This window comes from Streptomyces sp. NPDC001904 (assembly GCF_040297005.1).
Taxonomy (GTDB): domain Bacteria; phylum Actinomycetota; class Actinomycetes; order Streptomycetales; family Streptomycetaceae; genus Streptomyces.
On record NZ_JBEOYI010000001.1, the window covers coordinates 359071 to 379790 of the forward strand.

A 20720-nucleotide genomic window follows, 5' to 3' on the forward strand; every position below is an offset into this window, starting at 1 on the left:
CACTCGATGAGTGCTAACGACGCTCCATAGTGGCCTATTCCACGGGATCAGTCCACTGCCACCGGCACCCGGTGACCGACACCACGTGCCACGGTCCGCCCCGTGGACGGCGGAACGAGCCGCGAACGCAGCAGGAACATGACCACCAGAGCCACCACGGTGCCCCCCATCGGGACGAGGAATCCGGCCCCGTCCCAGAAGCCGTCCTCCAGCTGTCCGGCGACCGTCACGGCGGCCGCCTGGCCGAGCGCGACCGCACCGGTGAGCCAGGTGAAGGCCTCCGTGCGGGAGGTCGGGGGCACGATCTTCTCCACCAGCGTGTAGCCGGTGATCAGGGACGGCGCGATGCAGACGCCGACCAGCAGGCCGATCCCGGCGAGCACGACGACGGACTGCGCGGCCCACAGGCCGGACGCGGTGACGGCGAGCGCCGTGTAGCCGATGAGCAGCCGGCGCTGCGGGGCGATCTTCCAGGCGACGGCGCCGCAGACCAGGCCGGAGAGCATGTTGCCGGCGGCGAAGATCCCGTACAGGACGCCGTTCAGGCCCGGCCGGCCGATCGCCTCGCTGTAGGCGGCGAGGGAGACCTGCATGCCGCCGAAGACGGCGCCGATGCCGAGGAACGTGACGATCAGGACGCGTACGCCGGGCACCCGCAGCGCGGACACGTGCTCCACGCGCGCGTGCTCCTCGACGGTGCGCACCGGAGGCTGGGTGCCCTTCTGGGCGGCGAACAGCAGGCCGCCGACCAGGGTGAGCGCGGCCTCCGTGATCAGCCCCGCCGCCGGGTCGACGCCGGTGCACAGGGCCGTGGCGAACAGCGGGCCGAGAACGAAGGTGAATTCGTCCGTGACGGACTCGAAGGCCGCCGCGGTCTGCATCAGGGGCGAGCCGTGCAGCTTGACGCCCCAGCGGGCGCGCACCATCGGCCCGATCTGCGGCGTGGAGGCGCCGGTCGGCACGGCGGCGAGGAACAGCGTCCAGGTCGGCGCCCCCGACAGCGCGAGCACGGTCAGCGTGAGACCGGCCGCGGAGTGCACCAGGACGCCGGGCAGCAGGACGGCCCGCTGGCCGAAGCGGTCGGCCAGTTTGCCGCTGTAGGGCGCGAACAGCGCCATGGCGACACCGGTCGTCGCGGAGACCGCGCCCGCGGTGCCGTAGGACCCGGTGGTGTGCTGGACGAGCAGCACGATCGAGATGGTCAGCATCGCGAACGGCTGGCGCGCGGCGAAGCCGGGCAGCAGGAACGTCCAGGCGCCGCGGGTGCGCAGCAGCTGTCCGTAGCCGGGGCGCTTGGTCCGCGCCTTGTCGGGATCGGTGACCGTGGCCTTCTGTGGCACGGCCGTCGCCTTTCTGCCGCCTGGTAGTGCCCGCCTCCCGGTCGGGGAGGGGGCACCGAGAGCCGTCCTCATGCGCCGGGAACCGAGTGATACCTGCGGTCCGCGCCAGGAGAGGCCCTGGCCAAGCGGTTCGCGCGCGTGAAGGCGGGCGCCGCAAGGGGACCGCGGCCGCTTTGCGGTCGCGCCGGCTCTACTTCAGGCAGAGTCGGTAAGTACGCGGGAATGCGTACGTGGTACTTCGTACGTCGGTCCGGAAACGCTGTACGCGGGTCTGGTCATTCCCCCATGTACACGGATCCGGTCTCCATGTTAACGGCCGGTTTCCGGTCCGGTGCCCAGCCAGCCGGCGAGCTTGCCGCCGTGGCCGATGGCGCGCAGCCGGGCCTCGGCCGCGTCCCGCACGGGGTCGGTCGCGACCACGAGCAGTTCGTCGCCGCGGCGCAGCACGGTCGTCGGTCCGGGGACGAACGATTCGCCGTCGCGGACGACGAGCGTCACCGAGGCGCCCTTGGGCAGCCGCAGCTCGCCGACCTCCACGCCGTGCATCCGCGACCCCTTGGGCACGGAGACGGACAGCAGGTGCCCGCGCAGCCGCTCCAGGGGCGCCGACTCGATGCCGAGGTCGGCGGCCTCCGCGGAGTCGCCCAGGTTCAGCTTCCTGGCCAGCCAGGGCAGCGTGGGCCCCTGGATGAGGGTGTAGACGACGACCAGGACGAAGACGATGTTGAAGATCCGCTGGCTGTCGGCGACGCCGGTCACCATCGGAATGGTCGCCAGGATGATGGGCACGGCGCCGCGCAGGCCGGCCCACGACATGAGGGCCTGCTCCTGCCATCGCATCCGGAACGGCAACAGGCTGATCAGCACTTCCAGCGGCCTGGCGATCATGGTGAGCACCAGTCCGATGAGGAGCGCGGGCACGATGTCGTCGGCCAGTTCGTGCGGGGTGACGAGCAGGCCGAGCAGCACGAACATGCCGATCTGCGCGAGCCAGCCGAGCCCCTCGGCGAAACCGCGGGTGGCCGGCCAGTGCGGCAGCTTGGCGTTGCCCATCACCATGGCGGCCAGATAGACGGCGAGGAAGCCGCTGCCGTGGGCCATGGCGCCCGCCGCGTAGGCGACGGTGGCGATGGCCATCACGGCGATCGGGTAGAGGCCGGAGGCGGGCAGTGCGACGTGCCGCAGCCCGTAGGAGCCGAGCCACCCGACCGCGAGGCCGATCGCCGCACCGATGGCCAGTTCCAGGGCGATCTCGCCGATGAGGACGTACCAGTGCTCCACGGGGCCCGTGGCGGAGAAGGCGACCACGAGGATGACGACCGGGGCGTCGTTGAAGCCCGACTCGGCCTCCAGGACGCCGGTGATGCGGGCCGGCAGCGGCACCTTGCGCAGCACGGAGAAGACGGCCGCGGCGTCCGTGGAGGACACCACCGCGCCGATGATCAGGGACGGCCGCCAGTCCAGGCCCACCAGATAGTGCGCGCCCGCCGCGGTCACGCCCACACTCACCGCGACGCCCACGAGCGACAGCGCGACGGCCGCCGGGAGCGCGGGTTTGATCTCCTTCCACTTCGTGCCGAGTCCGCCCTCGGCCAGGATCACGACGAGAGCCGCGTATCCGATGACCTGGGTCAGCTCGGCGTTGCTGAAGGAGACGTTGCCGATGCCGTCCTGGCCCATGGCGACGCCGATGCCGAGGTACAGGAGCAGGCTGGGCAGCCCGCTGCGCGAGGAGATGCGCACCGCGGCGACCGCGATGAGCAGCACGAGAGCGCTGACGAGCAGGAGCTGGTTGAGGTGGTGGACAGTCAGGGGCCGTTCCTTCCGCGAGGAGGCTTCGCACGGTCGACGTGGGGGAGTTACTTCGTTACCTTACCTAATCTTTGACGCTTTCTTGACGCGAGGGCCCTTTCACCGACCCCTCGCGGGTGCCTCCTTCCTGACTCCGCGTCCGAGCGCGACAGGTACTGCTCGTATGGTTGCTCTCGCCCTCCCGCCCGTCGCCCACCACCACCCTTGTACGAGGGCCCTGCGGGCCCGCCCAGTCGTCTGCGAAGGACAGCAAGGATCGCGATGCCCTCCACTACGAACGCCTCTGCCGGCAGCAAGCCGCGCAAGAAGAAGGGGCGCCGAGCCCGACTGATCGTGATCGTCCTGGTGTTGGCGGTGATCGCGGGCATCGGGTACGGCGCCTACTGGAGCGTCGACAGCGTCCGTGCCTCCTTGCCGCAGACCACGGGCTCGATCAAACTCGACGGCCTCGACGGGCCCGTTCAGGTCAAGCGGGACGGCTACGGCATCCCGCAGGTCTACGCCTCGTCCGACGAGGACCTGTTCATGGCCCAGGGCTTCGTGCAGGCGCAGGACCGGTTCTACGAGATGGACGTGCGCCGCCACACGACCTCCGGCCGGCTCTCCGAGATGTTCGGCAAGAGCCAGGTCAAGACCGACGAGTTCCTGCGCACGCTCGGCTGGCACCGGGTCGCGCAGAAGGAGTACGACTCCGAGCTCTCGCCGGCCACCAAGAAGTACCTCCAGGCTTACTCCGAGGGAGTCAACGCCTACCTCGCGGGCAAGAGCGGCAAGGCGATCTCCGCCGAGTACGTCGCGCTCGGCTTCGAGAACGACTACAAGCCGCAGAAGTGGACGCCGGTCGACTCGGTCGCATGGCTGAAGGCGATGGCCTGGGACCTGCGCGGCAACATGCAGGACGAGATCGACCGCTCCCTGATGACGAGCCGCCTCGGCCCGCAGCAGATCGCCGACCTCTACCCCGACTACCCGTACGACCGGAACAAGCCGATCGTCCAGGAGGGCGCCTACAACAGCGCCACCGGGGAGTACGACCAGAACGCCACCGGCACCTCCCCGCAGTCCGGCACCACCACCGGCGGGGCGGCGGGCACCGGCCTCACGGGCGGCACGCAGGCCCCCAGCAGCCTCCAGAGCCAGCTGGGCGGCCTCTCCGACGTCCTGGACCAGATCCCCGACTCCGCGGGCCTGGGACCGAACGGCAACGGCATCGGGTCCAACTCCTGGGTCGTCTCCGGCGACCACACCGTCAGCGGCAAGCCGCTGCTCGCCAACGACCCGCACCTGGCGCCGCAACTGCCGTCGGTCTGGTACCAGATGGGCCTGCACTGCACGAGCCTCAGCGCGAAGTGCCAGTACGACGTGACGGGCTACACCTTCGCCGGGATGCCCGGCGTGGTCATCGGCCACAACCAGGACATCTCCTGGGGCCTGACCAACTCGGGCGTCGACGTCACCGACCTGTACCTGGAGAAGTTCAGCGGCGACGGCTACCTGTACGACGACAAGACCAGGCCGTTCACCAGCCGCAAGGAAGTCATCAAGGTCGCGGGCGGCGACTCCAAGACCATCACGGTCCGCGAGACCAACAACGGTCCCCTGCTGTCCGACCGGAACAGCGAGCTGGTGAAGGTCGGCAAGAAGGCGACGGTCGGCTCCTCGGCGCCCGACCGCGGCGACGGCTACGGCGTCGCGCTGCGCTGGACCGCGCTGGACCCCGGCAACACCATGGACGCCGTCTTCGAGATCGACAAGGCGAAGAACTGGAACGAGTTCCGCGATGCCGCCAAGGACTTCCAGGTGCCCTCGCAGAACCTCACGTACGCCGACACCGAGAACAACATCGGCTACACGCTGCCCGGCCGGATCCCGACCCGCGCGGAGGGCGACGACGGCTCGCTGCCGTCCCCGGGCTGGGACGCGAAGTACCGCTGGACCGGCTACATCAAGCAGACCGAGCTGCCCTACGAGTACAACCCCAAGCGCGGCTACATCGTGACCGCCAACCAGGCCGTCGTCGGCAAGGACTACCCGTACACGCTCACCACGGACTGGGGCTACGGCACCCGCAGCCAGCGCATCTCCGACCTGATCGCCTCGAAGATCAAGGACGGCGGCAAGGTCTCCACCGACGACATGCGCACCACGCAGATGGACAACAGCAGCGAGATCGCCAAGCTGCTGGTGCCCTACCTGCTGAAGATCGACGTCCAGGACAAGGACGTCCGCCAGGCCCAGCAGCTCCTGGAGAACTGGGACTACACCCAGAACCCGGACTCGGCGGCCGCCGCCTACTTCAACTCGGTCTGGCGCAACATCCTGAAGCTGGCCTTCGGCAACAAGCTGCCCAAGGAGCTGCGCGTCGAGGGCCAGTGCCTGACCGTCAGCCCGGTCGACAACACCGGCCCGGCCGACGAGGACCGCAAGGTCCGCGAGTGCGGCGAGCGCGACACGGACTCGGCGCAGCCCGACGGCGGCGACCGCTGGTTCCAGGTCGTCCGCAACATCCTCAAGGACGAGAAGAACGACTGGTGGAAGGCGCCCAAGTCGCGCACCGACAAGGCGACCAGCACCCGTGACGAGCTGTTCGGCCGCGCCATGGAGGACGCCCGCTGGGACCTCACGGCCAAGCTCGGCAAGGACATCGACACCTGGAGCTGGGGCCGCCTGCACAAGCTGGAGCTGAAGAACCAGACCCTCGGCACGGCTGGTCCCGGCTGGCTGCAGTACGTCCTCAACCGCGGCCCCTGGAAGCTCGGCGGCGGCGAGGCGGCCGTCGACGCGACCGGCTGGAACGCGGCGGGCGGCTACGGCGTCGACTGGGTGCCGTCGATGCGCATGGTGGTCAACCTGGACGATCTCGACAAGTCCCAGTGGATCAACCTGACCGGCGCCTCGGGCCACACCTTCAGCGCCCACTACACGGACCAGACCGACAAGTGGGTCAAGGGCGAGCTGCTGCCGTGGGCGTTCACGAAGGACGCCGTCGGCAACACCACGTCGGACACGCTGGTGCTCAAGCCCTGACACCGGGAACGTGAGAAGGGGCCTCCTACGCGCGCGTAGTGAGTCCCCTTCTCACGTTCCCGTGCGCCTAGAAGCGGCGCACGCCCGACGGTGTCACCACCGCGTGCACGGCCTTGTCGTGCGCCTCGTGCGGGAGGTGCGCGACGACCTCGCTGTCGTAGAGCAGCACGACGAGCGCCGGGTGCGCGCCCGCGGCCTCCAGCCGGGCCAGTACGCGGTCGTAGGAGCCGCCGCCGCGCCCGAGCCGCATCCCGCGCGCGTCCACCGCGAGTCCGGGCAGCAGTACGACGTCCGCCGCCAGCACCGCGTCCCGGCCGAGCCGCGCGCCGCCCGGTTCGGTCAGCGTCATCTTGCCCGGATGCCGTACCTCCACGAGGGACCCGGCCCCGTCGTACGCGCCCCAGTCCAGGTCGTTGTCGGGCAGCAGCACCGGCAGCAGGACCCGCGTCCCGCGCGCGCGGAGCGCGTCCAGCAGGGCGCCGGTGCCCGGCTCGCTGCCCACCGACACGTACGCGGCGACGGTGCCCGCCGCCGCCAGCTCGGCGAGATCGAGGGCGCGCCGGGCGAGAACCGTCCGCGCTTCCTGCACGTCATCCTCTGGCAACGCATTCCTCACCAGGAGGAACTCCCGTCGCAATGTGCGCTTGTCAGGCTCGGCGTCACGTGCGTCACGAGGGTGCGGACTCATAGAGAACTCACAAACCTCTCCTCATCCACTCATATATGTGCCAACAAAGCGGACCCACAGATTCCGCCCATTGGCGCCGGATATGGTGACGGACATGACTGACTCGCACACCAGGATCACCAAGGCTGTCATCCCCGCCGCGGGTCTCGGCACCCGGTTCCTGCCGGCCACCAAGGCGACTCCCAAAGAGATGCTCCCGGTCGTCGACAAGCCTGCGATCCAGTACGTGGTCGAAGAGGCCGTGTCGGCGGGTCTCGATGACGTACTCATGATCACGGGCCGCAACAAGCGCCCGCTCGAGGACCACTTCGACCGCAACTACGAGCTGGAGTCGGCCCTCCAGCGGAAGGGCGACGCCAGCCGCCTCGCCAAGGTCCAGGAGTCCAGCGACCTCGCGACCATGCACTACGTCCGCCAGGGCGACCCCAGGGGCCTCGGCCACGCCGTGCTGTGCGCCGCCCCGCACGTCGGCCACGAGCCCTTCGCGGTGCTCCTCGGCGACGACCTGATCGACCCGCGCGACCCGCTGCTCGCGCGCATGGTCGAGGTCCAGGAGCGGCACGGCGGCAGCGTCGTCGCGCTCATGGAGGTGGAGCCCTCGCAGATCCACCTCTACGGCTGCGCCGCCGTCGAGACCACCGCCGACGGCGACGTCGTCAAGGTCACCGACCTCATCGAGAAGCCGGACCCGGCGGACGCCCCCTCCAACTACGCGGTCATCGGGCGCTACGTCCTCGACCCGAACATCTTCGACATACTGCGCAAGACCGAGCCGGGCCGCGGCGGCGAGATCCAGCTCACCGACGCCCTGCAGAAGCTCGCCGCGGACGAGACGATCGGCGGCCCCGTGCACGGCGTCGTCTTCAAGGGCCGCCGCTATGACACCGGCGATCGCGGCGACTATCTGCGTGCCATTGTCAGACTCGCGTGCGAACGTGAAGACCTGGGCCCGGACTTCCGGACCTGGCTTCGCCGTTACGTCACCGAGGAGATGTAGCACCTTGAGCAGCGCGACCACCCCGTCCGCCACCGGTCAGCACCAGCTCTGGTCGGTGGACGAGCACCTGGACGACATCCTCACCACCGTCCACCCGCTCGACCCCATCGAGCTGCAACTCCTCGACGCGCAGGGCTGCGTGCTGGTCGAGGACGTGACGGTGCCGGTCTCGCTGCCCCCGTTCGACAACAGCTCGATGGACGGCTACGCGGTGCGCGTCGCCGATGTCGCGGGCGCGAGCGAGGAGTTCCCCGCCGTGCTCACGGTGATCGGCGACGTCGCGGCGGGCGCGGCGGGACCCGACGGACAGCCCACCGTCGGCCCCGGCCAGGCCGCCCGCATCATGACCGGCGCCCCGCTGCCGCCCGGCGCGGAGGCCGTCGTCCCCGTCGAGTGGACCGACGGCGGACTCGGCGCGGGCCCGGTCGACTCGATGACCGCCCACAGCTCCGCCCCCGAGGGCGCCTCCGGCGAAGTCCGCGTGCACCGCCCCGCCCAGGCACGCGCGCACGTCCGCGCGCAGGGCAGCGACGTCAAGGCCGGCGACCGGGCGCTCGCCTCGGGCACCGTGCTCGGCCCGCCGCAGATCGCCCTGCTCGCCGCCATCGGCCGCGGCACCGTACGCGTACGCCCGCGCCCGCGCGTGGTCGTCGTCTCCACCGGCAGCGAACTCGTCCAGCCCGGCGAGCAGTTGGCCGACGGTCAGATCTTCGACTCCAACAGCTTCGCGCTGACCGCCGCCGCCCGCGACGCCGGAGCCATCGCCTACCGGGTCGGCGCGGTCGCGGACGACGCCGAGACGCTCCGCTCCACCATCGAGGACCAGCTGATCCGCGCCGACCTCATCGTCACCACGGGCGGCGTCAGCGTCGGCGCGTACGACGTCGTGAAGGAGGCCCTGACCTCCATCGGCGATCAGTACACGGAGGCCGAGGACGGCCTCGGCGCGGGCAGCGGCGTCGAGTTCCGCAAGCTCGCCATGCAGCCCGGCAAGCCGCAGGGCTTCGGCTCGGTCGGCCCCGACCACACCCCGCTGCTCGCCCTGCCGGGCAACCCGGTCTCCAGCTACGTCTCCTTCGAACTGTTCGTCCGGCCCGCCGTCCGGACACTGATGGGCCTGCCCGCCGAGTCCGTGCAGCGCCCGCGGGTCCGCGCCGAGCTCGCCACCGACAAGGCGCTGACCTCGCCGGCCGGCCGGCGTCAGTTCCTGCGCGGGGTGTACGACGCCGAGGCCGGCCGGGTCGCGCCCGTCGGCGGCTCCGGCTCGCACCTCGTCGCGGCGCTCGCCCAGGCGGACGCGCTGATCGTCGTGCCCGAGGACGTCACGTCGGTCGAGCCCGGCACCGAGGTCGACGTGGTTGTCCTGGGCTGACCGGCCCCGCCGCCGCGGGCTCGCGATACCGTGTCGCGCACAACAGTCCGGCGCGCCCGCACCGCGCACGGCTCGGATCGGGAGCGCCACCACGCCATGAGCACTTCGCAAGACCGGCCCACGGGGCTCACCCACCTCGACGATGCGGGAGCGGCCCGCATGGTCGACGTGTCCGGCAAGGACGTCACCGCACGCACCGCGCGGGCCAGCGGCCGCGTGCTCGTGTCGTCGCGCGTGGTCGAACTGCTGCGCGGCGAGGGCGTGCCCAAGGGCGACGCCCTCGCGACCGCGCGGATCGCCGGGATCATGGGCGCCAAGCGCACCCCCGACCTGATCCCGCTGTGCCACCCGCTCGCCGTGTCCGGGGTGAAGCTGGACCTGTCCGTGGCGGACGACGCCGTGGAGATCCTGGCCACCGTGAAGACCACGGACCGTACGGGCGTGGAGATGGAGGCCCTGACGGCGGTCTCGGTCGCCGCCCTCACCGTCGTCGACATGGTCAAGGCCGTCGACAAGGGCGCCGTGATCTCCGATGTGCGGGTCGAGGAGAAGACGGGCGGCAAGTCGGGTTCCTGGAGCCGGTCGTGAGCAGCCCGGCCGGGCTGTCCGCACCGCCCACCGAATCGCTCGCCCCGCGCCGGGGTGCCGCCCTGCCCACCCTGCCGCCCCTGGCGGCGGATTGCCCAAGGCTCTCCAAGGAGCCCCACCATGTCTGACACCTACCGCGCCCTCGTCGTCACCGCCTCCAACCGGGCCGCCGCCGGGGTCTACGAGGACAAGGGCGGGCCGCTGATCGCCGACGGACTGCGGGCGATGGGCTTCCGGGTCGAGGGTCCCCGGGTGGTCCCGGACGGAGACCCCGTCGAGGCCGCCCTGCGGGCCGCGGTCGAGGCGGCGTACGACGTCGTCGTCACCACCGGCGGCACCGGCATCTCGCCCACCGACCGCACCCCCGAGGCGACCGCCCGCGTCATCGACCACGAGGTGCCGGGCATCCCCGAGGCGATCCGCGCGTACGGCCGGGAGAAGGTGCCCACGGCCGCGCTCTCGCGTGGCCTCGCCGGGGTCGCCGGGCGCACACTGATCGTGAACCTCCCGGGGTCGAGCGGGGGAGTGAAGGACGGCCTCGCCGTCCTGGCGCCCCTGCTCACCCACGCCGTCGACCAGCTCCGCGGCGGCGACCACCCCAGACCGGACACCGCACCGGAAGCCCACGCCGGGGGTGCGCTCTGAACAGCCCGTCCTGGCCCGTCGTCCTGGCGGAGGGCGATGTCGTCCTCCGCCCGATAAAGCTGCGCGACCAGCGCGCCTGGCGCGAGGTGAACCGGCGCAACCGCGACTGGCTGCGCCCCTGGGAGGCGACGATCCCGCCGCCCACGCCGAGCGGCCCGATCACCCACCGCCCGACCTACCGTCAGATGGTCCGCCATCTGCGCGCGGAGGCGAGCGCGGGCCGGATGCTGCCCTTCGTCATCGAGTACCAGGGCCGCCTGGTGGGCCAGTTGACCGTCGCCGGGATCACCTGGGGATCGATGTGCTCGGGGCACGTCGGCTACTGGGTCGACCAGTCCGTCGCGGGGCGCGGGGTGATGCCGACGGCCGTCGCGCTCGCCGTCGACCACTGCTTCCGCACCGTGGGCCTGCACCGCATCGAGGTCTGCATTCGCCCGGAGAACGGGCCGAGCCGCCGCGTCGTGGAGAAACTCGGATTCCGCGAGGAGGGGCTGCGTCCACGCTATCTCCACATCGACGGCGGCTGGCGCGATCATCTCGTCTTCGCGCTCACCGCCGAAGAGGTCCCCGAGGGCATGCTCAGGCGGTGGCGGCGCGAGCGGCCCGGCAACAGCGCAGGTCCGGGGGCACCCAACTCGATGGACCCGGGGACCCCCTCGAAATAAAATAAATGTTCGAATTTGATCGTCGATGGACCGCGAGAGCCATTAAATTCCTGCCCCGGTCGGCCAGTTGATCGCACCAGTCGCAAAAAAAGCTCGAAATATCAGCCAGATCGTGCGACACACCGGCTCAATTGGCGGATGGCCTCACGGAAACCCCTCTACGGTGTGACCGTGAGCAGCAGCGGCCTCATCTACGCAGTCATCGTCGGGGCCTGGGCCGCCTACTTGGTGCCGATGTGGCTCCGTAGGCAGGACGAGCTGAACGAAGCACGTCCTACGGAACGCTTCAGCACCGCGATCCGACTTCTCTCCGGTCGGGCGGGCATGGAGCGCCGGTACGCCAAGGACCTCCAGGCTCGCTCGCCCGAGGACGAGCGGAGCGGCGACCCGGTCGACCCGGACGCGCCCACCGATCCGGTGGACGTCCGGGCCTTCGTCGCGCCCTCGGCCGGCGACCGGCCCCCCGCGGTCACCGAGCGGCCCCCGGCGGCCCAGCGCCCCCCGGCAGCCCCGCGCCCGGCACCCGCCCCGCGCCCCCCGGTCACCGGACGCGACCACACCGAGCGCGAACCGGTGCCGGACGCCGCCAAGTCCCGCGCCGCACGCGCCGCCTCCGCCGAGGCACAGGCCCGCGCCCGCCGCTCCAAGGTGCTCGCCCGCCGCCGCCGTACCACCGTGATGCTCTTCATCGCGTTCACCGCCGGCGCGGTCGTCGCCGGAGTCGGCGGCATCGCGTTCCTGTGGGCACCCGCGGCACCGGCCCTGCTGCTCAGCGCGTACATCGTCTATCTGCGCGCCCAGGAGCGCCGCCGCTTCGCCTACGTCATGGACCGCCGCCGCGCCGAGATCGCGGCGCAGCGTCTGCGCGAGCGCCAGCCCCGCAGGCGGCAGCCGGCCGCGGGCCGCGCCACGGCCGAGTACGGCCGGTCCGCCGAGTACGCCGACACCGCGGAGGAAGGACCAGACGCCGAGGAGAGCGCGACCGACCCCGGCCTCGAAGCCCTCGCCGCCGACCGGCGCGCCCTCGTCGAACAGACCGACCACGCCGAGTGGGTCGACCAGCAGCGCGAGCGCCAGCGCCACCCCGGCCCCGGCGACAGCTGGGACCCCGTACCGGTCCCGCTGCCCACCTACGTGACGGCACCGGTCGCCCCGCGCGCCGGCGGCGGCATCGACTACGGCGCCCCCGAGACCTGGAGCGCCGCCCGCTCCTCGGCCGTCGAGGAGGAGCACGCCGAGGAGCCGCCCGCCGCCGACGACGGACGCAGCGACGCCCGCCGCGCCGCCTCCGCCCGCCGCTCGCGCGAACGCGGCCGCACTCCGCTCTTCGACCAGTACGACGACGGCGCGGACGGCCGGCCCCGCGCCGCCAACGAGTGACGGTGCTGACCAGCCTCGGAACGGATTTCCAAGCACCCCGACCGGGGTGCTAGAGTTTCACTCGTTGCAAGGGCCTGTGGCGCAGTCCGGTAGCGCACCTCGTTCGCATCGAGGGGGCCAGGGGTTCGAATCCCCTCAGGTCCACTGCAACACCGCTTGTGAGGCGACTCGCAGACGGTGGACAAGATCCCGTCCGATCATCACGATCGGGCGGGATCTTTGCGTTGTCGGGCCGGGCAGCGGTGAAATCCCCTGTTCCGCACCGGCCGTCGCGCGCGAGAATCGCGACCATGCCTGAGACCCCTGACACTCCTGACACCCCCGGTGGCGCCTCCGTCTTCCACGACCTGTCCACCTACCTCGCCCTGCCCCGCGTCAACTCCCTCGCCCTGTCCGCCGACGGCAGCCGGCTGGTCGCCGCCGTGCAGACCCTGTCCGCCGACGGCACCCGGTTCGTGCCCGGACTGTGGGAGCTCGACCCGGCCGGCACGCGCGAGGCGGTCCGGCTGACCCGGTCCGACAAGGGCGAGTCCCGGCCCCAGTTCGGCCCGGACGGAGCGCTGTACTTCCTGTCCGGCCGGCCCGGTGACATCGACGACGCCGAGGGCGAGCACGAGGGGCCCGCGCTGTGGGCGCTGCCCCCGCACGGCGAGGCCGCCGTCGTGGCCCGGCACCCCGGCGGCATCGCGGCGTTCACCGTCGCCCGCGACTCCGGCGCGCTCGGCCACGTCGCCGGGCTGCTGCCCGGCGCCGCCGACGCCGAGGAGCACGGCAGGCTCCGCACGGAACGCAAGGACGCGAAGGTCACCGCGATCCTCTACGAGTCCGGGCCGACCCGCGCCTGGGACCGCGACCTCGGCCCCGAGGACCCGCACGTCTTCGTCCGCGCCACCGCCGACGCCGATCCGGTCGACGCCGGCGGCCAGGGCGCGGGCCTGGAGGACGCCGGGGACGCCGTGCTCTCACCGGACGGCACGCGAGTGGCGTACACCCGGTTCGTGACCGGCCGCGTCCCCGACGAGAACCGCACCGCCGTGGTGATCGCCGACGCGACCACCGGCGAGCAGCTCCACGTCCTCGGCGACGTGGAACACGTCTACGAAGCGCCCGTCTTCACCGGTGACGGCACGGCCGTCGTGTGCAGCCGGATGTTCTACCCCACGTACGACGAACCCTGGGACGGCACGCTCGTCCGCCTCGACCTGGCGACCGGCGAGATCGGCGACCTGCTGCCCGGGTTCGACAACTGGCCCGGCGGCACGGTCTGTTCACCGGCCGACGACACCCTCTTCTTCACGGCGGACGAGAAGGGCCACAGCCCCGTCTTCCGGCGCGACGCCGACGGCACCGTCACCCGGCTCACCGCCTCGGGCGCGTACGGATCGCTGTGCGTGGCCCCCGACGGCCGCACGCTGTACGCCCTGCGCAACGCGATCGACTCGCCGCCGCGCCCCGTCCGCCTCGACGCCGCGACCGCCGACCAGACGCCCGCCGAACTGCCCGCCCCGGGCGCCGTCGGCGCACTGCCCGGCACCCTCACCGAGGTGCACGTCGAGGCGGACGACGGATTCCCGCTGCGCGGCTGGCTCGTGCTCCCCGAAGGGGCGTCCGCCGAGCGGCCCGCACCGCTGCTCGTCTCCGTGCACGGCGGACCGCAGGGCAGCTGGAACGCCTGGACCTGGCGGTGGAACCCGTGGCCGTTCGCCGCGCGCGGCTACGCGGTGCTGCTCCCGGACCCGGCCCTGTCCACCGGCTACGGGCAGCGCAACCACGAGCGCGGCTGGGGCCAGTGGGGCGGGCGCCCCTACGACGACGTGATGGCGCTGACCGATGCCACCGAGGCCCGGGACGACATCGATGCCACCCGCACCGGGCTCGCGGGCGGCTCCTACGGCGGTTACATGGCCAACCGGGTCGCCACCAGCACCGAGCGCTTCAAGGCGATCGTCAGCCACGCCGGTCTGTGGGACCTCCGGATGTTCCAGGGCGACACCGACGTCCCCTGGTACTTCCAGCGCATCTTCGGCGACCCGCTGACCCGGCCCGAGCGCTACGAGGCCGACTCCCCGTACGAGAGCGCCGCGAAGATCCGCACCCCGATGCTGGTCATCCACGGCGCGAAGGACTACCGCGTGCCCGTCGGCCAGGGCGCGGCGCTCTTCCAGGACCTCCAGCGGTTCGAAGTCCCCGCGAAGTACCTGTACTTCCCGGACGAGAACCACTGGATCCTCTCGCCGGGCCACATCAAGGTCTGGTACGAGACGTTCCTGAACTTCCTCGACCACCACGTCCTCGGTACCGAGTGGCGGCGCCCCGGCCTGCTGTGACGGTCAGCGCTGGAGGGGCTTGGCGTAGCAGCGGCTGAGCTCCTCGAACCGGTAGTGGCCGAACTTGGTGCACGGCTCGTACCCGCTCGACAGGTACAGGGCTATGGCCTCCGGCTGCTTGGTGCCGGTCTCCAGCACCATCCGGGTGCGGCCCGCCGCGCGGGCGTCCTCCTCGAGGGCGGCCAGGATGCGGCGGGCCAGCCCGAGACCCCGGGCCTCCGGGGTGACGTACATCCGCTTCAGCTCGGCGTCCCCGTCCGCGTACCCCTCGTCGTTCTCGTCCTGCGTCCGCCACCCGCCGGTGGCCAGCGGGACGCCCGCCGTGTCGTAGGCGATCAGATAGCGCCCGCGCGGGGCGTCGAACATCGTCGGGTCGAGGGGTGTGACATCGCCCTCGTCGCCGTAGCGCTCCGCGTATTCGAGCTGTACGCGGTCGTTGAGGGCGACCGCGTCGGGGTGGCCGAAGGAGACCGGGCGCAGGGTGATCCCGGCGGCGGAGGCGGACGGCGCGGACTGGATACTCATACGTTCCATCGTAACTCTATGCTGATGCGGTTGCGGCTGATCCGTCCAGTGTGCCGGTACCGTGGCCGGGTGCTGACTGTGACCAGTGTGAACGTGAACGGGCTGCGGGCCGCCGCCAAGAAGGGCTTCGTGGAGTGGCTCGCCGAGACCTCCGCCGATGTCCTGTGCCTCCAGGAAGTGCGCGCCGAGCCGCAGCAGCTCCCCGACGAGGTCCGGGAGCCCGAGGGCTGGCACGTCGTGCACGCCCCGGCCGCCGCCAAGGGCCGGGCCGGTGTCTCCCTCTACACGCGGCGCGAGCCGGAGCGGGTGCAGATCGGGTTCGGGTCGGCCGAGTTCGACGGCAGCGGCCGGTACGTGGAAGTGGACCTGCCCGGCGTCACCGTCGCCTCCCTCTACCTCCCCTCCGGCGAGGTCGGCACCGAGCGGCAGGACGAGAAGATCCGGTTCATGGGCGAGTTCCACGCCTACCTGAAGGGTCTCAGGGAGCGGGCCGCCGCCGACGGCCGCGAGGTCGTCGTCTGCGGCGACTGGAACATCGCCCACCAGGAGGCCGACCTCAAGAACTGGAAGGCCAACAAGAAGAACTCCGGCTTCCTGCCCGAGGAGCGGGAGTGGCTGGGTCGGGTCCTGGACGCGCACGACGGCGGCTACGTCGACGTGGTCCGCGCCCTGCACCCGGATGTCGAGGGGCCGTACTCGTGGTGGTCGTACCGGGGGCGGGCCTTCGACAATGACGCAGGTTGGCGCATCGACTATCAGGTATCGACGCCGGGGCTCGCTCGGCGCGCGGTCAAGGGGTTCGTGGAGCGGGCGGCCACGCACGCCGAGCGCTGGTCGGACCACGCCCCGGTCACCGTCGTCTACGAGTAGGACGGACCCGCCGGCGGGCTGATCCTGCGGTCCAGGGCCATGGAGAGTTCGGCCTCCACCACCGACTTGGCCAGCGGGCGCAGGCGTTGGACGTCCTTGTCGTCGCCGTGGGCCAGGATCAGTTCGTGGAAGAGGGTGGCGAGGGCGTCGGCGTGGTCGCGGACCGTGCGGGCCGCCGCCAGGACCTCGGCGAGCGGGATGCCCTCGCGGACCAGGGCCGCCGAGACGTCGAGCAGGCGGCGGCTGACGTGGACGATCTCCTCGCCGTCGGTGCCGAGGTAGCCGAGGTCGAGGGCCGCCTGGAGGTTCTCCGGGGTCACGTCGCCGGCGAAGTGGTCGGCGAGTTCGGTGGCGGTCAGGCGGACCGGGACCTCCTCGGTGGGTTCGCCGATGCCGAGGAGCTCGGCGACGTCGCGGCCGCGGTCGAAGGCCTCGGAGAGTTCGGCGATGCCGTTGAGGGTGTGGCCGCGCTCCAGGAGCTGGGCGATCGTGTGCAGGCGGGCCAGGTGCGTGTCGTCGTACCAGGCGATCCGGCCCTCGCGGCGCGGGGGCTTGATGAGGCCGCGCTCGCGGTAGAAGCGCACGGTGCGCACCGTGATGCCGGCCGCCCTGGCCAGCTCCTCCATGCGGTACTCGCGCTGCTCGCTGGGTTGCGTCGCTTCTGTGGGCACGGCACGAGCCTATGTTGTACCACCGGTAACTTTCCTCGGTCCTACCCCTACCGCTCGGTAGGTCGCTGCTCTACTCTCCGAACTGCGCCAGTGTTCACTGGCAGAGTCGTGCGCAAGGGAGGACCCGGGATGGCCGAGCACGAGCACGTACGGGTGGCGGTGATCGGGTCGGGGTTCGGCGGGCTCGGCGCGGCGGTCAGACTGCGCCGTGAGGGCATCACCGACTTCGTGGTCCTGGAGCGGGCCGGCACGGTCGGCGGGACCTGGCGGGACAACAGTTACCCGGGCTGCGCCTGTGACGTGCCGTCCCACCTGTACTCGTTCTCGTTCGCCCCGAACCCGGACTGGCCGCGGACCTTCTCCGGGCAGGAGCGGATCCAGGAGTACCTGGAGGGGGTCGCCGACACCTTCCGGCTGCGCCCGCACATCCGCTTCGACTCCGAGGTGAAGCAGGCGCGCTGGGACAGCGAGAAGCTCTGGTGGGAGGTGGAGACCGCCCAGGGCACCCTCACCGCCGACGTCGTCGTCTCGGCCACCGGGCCGCTGTCCGACCCGAAGGTCCCCGACATCAAGGGGCTCGACACCTTCCCCGGCAAGGTCTTCCACTCCGCGCGCTGGGACCACGACTACGACCTGCGCGGCAAGCGCGTCGCGATGATCGGGACGGGTGCGTCCGCGATCCAGATCGTGCCCGCCGTCCAGAAGGAGGTCGGGAAGCTCACCCTCTTCCAGCGGACGCCTCCGTGGGTCATGCCGCGCGCCGACCGCGCCATCACCCGGGCCGAGCGCTGGCTGCACCGGCAGCTGCCGTTCACCACCCAGGCGCGGCGCGGACTGCTGTGGGGCATCCGGGAGTTGCAGGTCCAGGCGTTCACCAAGCGCCCCGACGAACTGGGCGTGGTCGAGCGGCTCGCCAAGCGGAACATGTACCGGGCGATCAAGGACCCGGCGCTGCGCGCCAAGCTGACCCCCGACTACCGCATCGGCTGCAAGCGCATCCTGCTCTCCAACGCCTACTATCCGGCGCTCGCCCAGCCGAACGTCGACGTGGTCGCGTCCGGGCTCGCCGAGATCCGGGGGAACACGCTGGTCGCCGCCGACGGCACGGAGGCCGAGGTCGACGCGATCGTGTTCGGCACCGGGTTCCACGTCACCGACATGCCGATCGCGGAGCGGGTCGTGGGCGCCGACGGGGTCAGCCTCGCCGAGAGCTGGAAGGGCGGGATGGCGGCGCTGCGCGGTGCCACGGCCGCCGGGTTCCCGAACTTCATGACGGTCATCGGCCCCAACACCGGGCTCGGGAACTCCTCGATGATCCTGATGATCGAGTCCCAGCTGAACTATCTGGCCGACTACATGCGGCAGTTGACCGTGCTCGGCGGGCGCGTCGCGCTCACCCCGCGCGAGACCGCCGTCGCCGGCTGGAACAACCGCGTACAGGACCGGATGACGCGCACCGTGTGGAACACCGGCGGCTGCGACAGCTGGTACCTGGACGCCAACGGGCGCAACACGACGGTGTGGCCCGGCACCACGACCGAGTTCCGGCAGGCCACCCGTCGTGTGGACGTGGGGGAGTACGAGGTGGTGCGACCGCCCGTCGCGGCCGCGCCGGGCACGTCCCGTTCGAAGAAGAAGGCCAAGGTGAGTGCAGCGTGAGCCGTCTGACCCATGTCCGGACCGGGCCGTACGCGCCGCCGGTCGCCGCCGAGGAGCGCGTCGTCACCTCGGCGGACGGCGCCCGGCTCCATGTCGAGGTGCACGGTCCGGCCGACGCGCCCGCCGTCGTGCTCGCGCACGGCTGGACCTGCTCGACCGCCTTCTGGGCGGCGCAGACGCGGGCCCTCGCCACCGATCACCGGGTGATCGTGTACGACCAGCGGGGGCACGGGCGCAGCCCGGCCTCCGCCCGGCTCCCGTACACCACCGGCATGCTGGCCGACGACCTGGAGGCGGTGCTGGGCGCGACGCTCGCGCCGGGGCAGCGGGCCGTGCTCGTCGGGCACTCCATGGGTGCCATGACGCTGATGGCCGCCGCGGGGCGGGCGAAGCTGGCCGAGCACGCCGCCGCGCTGCTGCTGTGCAGCACGGGCAGTTCGGGTCTGGTGGCCGAGTCGACCGTGGTGCCGCTGCTCGGTCCCGGCGCGCTGCGGACCCGGCTGACCCGGGCGATCCTGGGGTCGAAGGCGCCGCTCGGGCCGGTCACGCCGGTCGGCAAGAAGGTCCTCAGGTACGGGACGATGGGCCCCGGTTCGGCGCCGGACAAGGTCGAGGCGTGCGCGCGGATCGTGCACGCGTGCCCGCGCGGTGTGCGCTACGGGTGGTCGAAGGTGCTCGAAGAGCTGCAGGTCGACGAGGGAGTGCGGGCGCTGACGATGCCGGTGGCCGTGCTCGCCGGGACCGCGGACCGGCTCACCCCGGTCGTGCACGCCCGGCGGATCGCCGAGGCGCTGCCGCAGTGCGTGGGCCTGACCGAACTGCCGGGGCTCGGCCACATGACGCCGATCGAGGCACCGGAAGCGGTCACCGGGAAGATCCGGGAGCTGTCCCGCACGTACATACCGACACAGGTGGAGCAGGACCAGGAAGGGGTGGACGCCGCATGAGCAAGGTCAGTCTCGAAGGTCAGGTCGCGGTCGTCACGGGCGCGGCGCGCGGGGTCGGCGAGCTGCTCGCCCGCAAGCTGTCGGCGCGCGGCGCGAAGATCGCGCTGGTCGGTCTGGAGCCGGACGAGCTGAAGCAGGTCGCGGGGCGGCTGCACTCCGACGCCGACTGGTGGCACGCCGACGTCACCGATCACGAGGCGATGGCGCAGGTCGCGCGGGAGGTGAAGGAGCGGTTCGGGAAGGTCGACATCGTCGTGGCGAACGCGGGGGTGGCGACCGGCGGCCCGTTCGTGGACTCCGACCCCGTCGCCTGGCGGCGCGTCATCGAGGTGAACCTCATCGGGTCCGCGGTCACCGGCCGCGCCTTCCTGCCGGTGCTGACGGAGTCGCGCGGCTATCTGCTGCAGATCGCCTCGCTCGCCGCGATCACCCCGGCGCCGATGATGAGCGCGTACTGCGCGTCGAAGTCGGGCGTGGAGGCGTACGCGCACAGTCTGCGCGCCGAGGTCGGTTACAAGGGCGTACGGGTCGGCGTCGGTTATCTGTCGTGGACCGACACCGACATGGTGCGCGGCGCGGACCAGGACGACGTGATGCGCGAGCTGCGGCAGCGGCTGCCGTGGCCGGCGAACAAGACGTATCCGCTGGGTCCCGCGGTCGACCGGATCGTGGACGGCATCGAGCGCCGGTCCGCGCACGTGTACGCGCAGTGGTGGCTGCGCGGCATGCAGGGGATCCGGGGGTATCTGCCCGCGCTGATCGGGACGGTCGGGCAGCGTGAGATGCGCCGGTTCGAGGGGCGGCTCGGTCATGTCCCGAAGGGTCTGGTGGGTGCCGGCGGGGCTGCCGACGAATCGGTGCGGGGCCGCTGACCTGCGCTTTCGGCAGTCCGGTACGGTCCGTTATTGATCGAAATGCGGCGTGTGTCACCCCATGTCAGTCTGGTCGAGGCCCCATACCCCCTCACCCACTACGGGAGTGAACAAGCATGGGCATCATGGACCAGTTCAAGGACAAGGCCGACCAGCTCCAGGAGCAGGCCAAGGAGAAGCTCGGCGGCGCCAAGGACGAGGCGGGCGAGCGCTCGCAGCAGGCCCAGGACCAGGCCGGCGAGCGTGCTCAGCAGGCGCGGGACGAGGCGGGCGAGCGCTCGCAGCAGGCCCGGGAGAAGTTCCAGCAGGACTCCTGACCCAGGCTTGCCCGTCCT

The 20720-nt window shown here is 71.6% G+C and carries 18 protein-coding genes and 1 tRNA gene; 14 read left to right on the plus strand and 5 right to left on the minus strand.

Features of this window, described 5'->3' with window-relative positions; all coding sequences use genetic code 11:
• Positions 1-47: 47 nt before the first annotated feature.
• Together ABT127_RS01595 and ABT127_RS01600 are read right to left on the minus strand one after the other, a co-directional pair.
• Positions 48-1340, minus strand: a complete 1293-nt coding sequence (locus tag ABT127_RS01595; RefSeq protein WP_351443843.1) for an MFS transporter — start codon at positions 1338-1340, stop codon at positions 48-50.
• A 309-nt stretch (positions 1341-1649) separates the two neighbouring features.
• Positions 1650-3152, minus strand: a complete 1503-nt coding sequence (locus ABT127_RS01600; RefSeq protein ID WP_502971613.1) for a potassium/proton antiporter — start codon at positions 3150-3152, stop codon at positions 1650-1652.
• Between the two features lie 261 nt (positions 3153-3413).
• On the opposite strand from ABT127_RS01600, the gene ABT127_RS01605 reads away from it, so the two are divergent.
• Entirely contained in the window at positions 3414-6179 is a 2766-nt protein-coding gene (locus tag ABT127_RS01605; RefSeq protein ID WP_351443845.1) for a penicillin acylase family protein, read from the plus strand.
• A gap of 67 nt (positions 6180-6246) precedes the next feature.
• On the opposite strand, the gene ABT127_RS01610 is transcribed toward ABT127_RS01605, so the two are convergent.
• On the minus strand, positions 6247-6867 hold the full coding sequence (locus tag ABT127_RS01610) for a 5-formyltetrahydrofolate cyclo-ligase (protein ID WP_351443846.1): 621 nt from the start codon (positions 6865-6867) through the stop codon (positions 6247-6249).
• A 94-nt stretch (positions 6868-6961) separates the two neighbouring features.
• Between ABT127_RS01610 and galU the strand changes: the two genes are divergently transcribed.
• From galU to ABT127_RS01650, 8 genes are all read left to right on the plus strand, one after another.
• Positions 6962-7864 carry a UTP--glucose-1-phosphate uridylyltransferase GalU gene (gene galU / locus ABT127_RS01615; protein ID WP_351443848.1) on the plus strand — a complete coding sequence of 301 codons (903 nt, stop codon included), beginning with the start codon at positions 6962-6964 and terminating at the stop codon, positions 7862-7864.
• A gap of 4 nt (positions 7865-7868) precedes the next feature.
• Complete coding sequence (gene glp / locus ABT127_RS01620) at positions 7869-9236, plus strand: molybdotransferase-like divisome protein Glp (protein ID WP_351443849.1); 1368 nt, start codon at positions 7869-7871, stop codon at positions 9234-9236.
• A gap of 96 nt (positions 9237-9332) precedes the next feature.
• Positions 9333-9824 (plus strand): cyclic pyranopterin monophosphate synthase MoaC, encoded by a 492-nt coding sequence (moaC, locus tag ABT127_RS01625; protein WP_351443850.1) that lies wholly within the window; start codon positions 9333-9335, stop codon positions 9822-9824.
• Positions 9825-9944: 120 nt separating this feature from the next.
• Positions 9945-10469: a MogA/MoaB family molybdenum cofactor biosynthesis protein gene (locus ABT127_RS01630; RefSeq protein ID WP_351443851.1), complete on the plus strand. Its 525-nt coding sequence runs from the start codon at positions 9945-9947 to the stop codon at positions 10467-10469.
• The gene (locus ABT127_RS01635) at positions 10466-11134 is read left to right on the plus strand and encodes a GNAT family N-acetyltransferase (RefSeq protein ID WP_351444049.1); all 669 of its coding nucleotides are present in this window, start codon (positions 10466-10468) and stop codon (positions 11132-11134) included. The genes ABT127_RS01630 and ABT127_RS01635 overlap by 4 nt, the downstream gene beginning before the upstream one ends.
• Positions 11135-11305: 171 nt before the next feature.
• Positions 11306-12514 carry a divisome protein SepX/GlpR gene (gene sepX, locus ABT127_RS01640; RefSeq protein WP_351443852.1) on the plus strand — a complete coding sequence of 403 codons (1209 nt, stop codon included), beginning with the start codon at positions 11306-11308 and terminating at the stop codon, positions 12512-12514.
• A 70-nt stretch (positions 12515-12584) separates the two neighbouring features.
• Positions 12585-12658 (plus strand) — tRNA-Ala (locus tag ABT127_RS01645).
• A gap of 146 nt (positions 12659-12804) precedes the next feature.
• Entirely contained in the window at positions 12805-14841 is a 2037-nt protein-coding gene (locus ABT127_RS01650) for a S9 family peptidase (RefSeq protein WP_351443853.1), read from the plus strand.
• Positions 14842-14844: 3 nt separating this feature from the next.
• Here ABT127_RS01650 and ABT127_RS01655 read toward each other — a convergent pair whose 3' ends face one another.
• Positions 14845-15366 (minus strand): GNAT family N-acetyltransferase, encoded by a 522-nt coding sequence (locus tag ABT127_RS01655; RefSeq protein WP_351443854.1) that lies wholly within the window; start codon positions 15364-15366, stop codon positions 14845-14847.
• 69 nt (positions 15367-15435) lie between these two features.
• Here ABT127_RS01655 and ABT127_RS01660 point away from each other — a divergent pair, with 69 nt between their 5' ends.
• The gene (locus tag ABT127_RS01660) at positions 15436-16236 is read left to right on the plus strand and encodes an exodeoxyribonuclease III (RefSeq protein ID WP_351443855.1); all 801 of its coding nucleotides are present in this window, start codon (positions 15436-15438) and stop codon (positions 16234-16236) included.
• Here the strand turns inward: ABT127_RS01660 and ABT127_RS01665 are convergent.
• Positions 16227-16862 carry a MerR family transcriptional regulator gene (locus ABT127_RS01665; protein ID WP_351444050.1) on the minus strand — a complete coding sequence of 212 codons (636 nt, stop codon included), beginning with the start codon at positions 16860-16862 and terminating at the stop codon, positions 16227-16229. The two genes, ABT127_RS01660 and ABT127_RS01665, sit on opposite strands and share 10 nt — an antisense overlap.
• Positions 16863-17036: 174 nt before the next feature.
• Between ABT127_RS01665 and ABT127_RS01670 the strand changes: the two genes are divergently transcribed.
• The 4 genes from ABT127_RS01670 to ABT127_RS01685 all read left to right on the plus strand — a co-directional run bounded on the left by ABT127_RS01670 (position 17037) and on the right by ABT127_RS01685 (position 20702).
• Complete coding sequence (locus ABT127_RS01670; RefSeq protein WP_351443856.1) at positions 17037-18566, plus strand: flavin-containing monooxygenase; 1530 nt, start codon at positions 17037-17039, stop codon at positions 18564-18566.
• Positions 18563-19513 (plus strand): alpha/beta fold hydrolase, encoded by a 951-nt coding sequence (locus ABT127_RS01675; protein ID WP_351443857.1) that lies wholly within the window; start codon positions 18563-18565, stop codon positions 19511-19513. The genes ABT127_RS01670 and ABT127_RS01675 overlap by 4 nt, the downstream gene beginning before the upstream one ends.
• A complete protein-coding gene (locus ABT127_RS01680; RefSeq protein ID WP_351443858.1) occupies positions 19510-20385 on the plus strand; it encodes an SDR family oxidoreductase in 876 nt (291 codons plus the stop codon). The genes ABT127_RS01675 and ABT127_RS01680 overlap by 4 nt, the downstream gene beginning before the upstream one ends.
• 125 nt (positions 20386-20510) lie before the next feature.
• On the plus strand, positions 20511-20702 hold the full coding sequence (locus tag ABT127_RS01685) for a hypothetical protein (protein WP_351443859.1): 192 nt from the start codon (positions 20511-20513) through the stop codon (positions 20700-20702).
• The last annotated feature ends 18 nt before the right edge of the window (positions 20703-20720 follow it).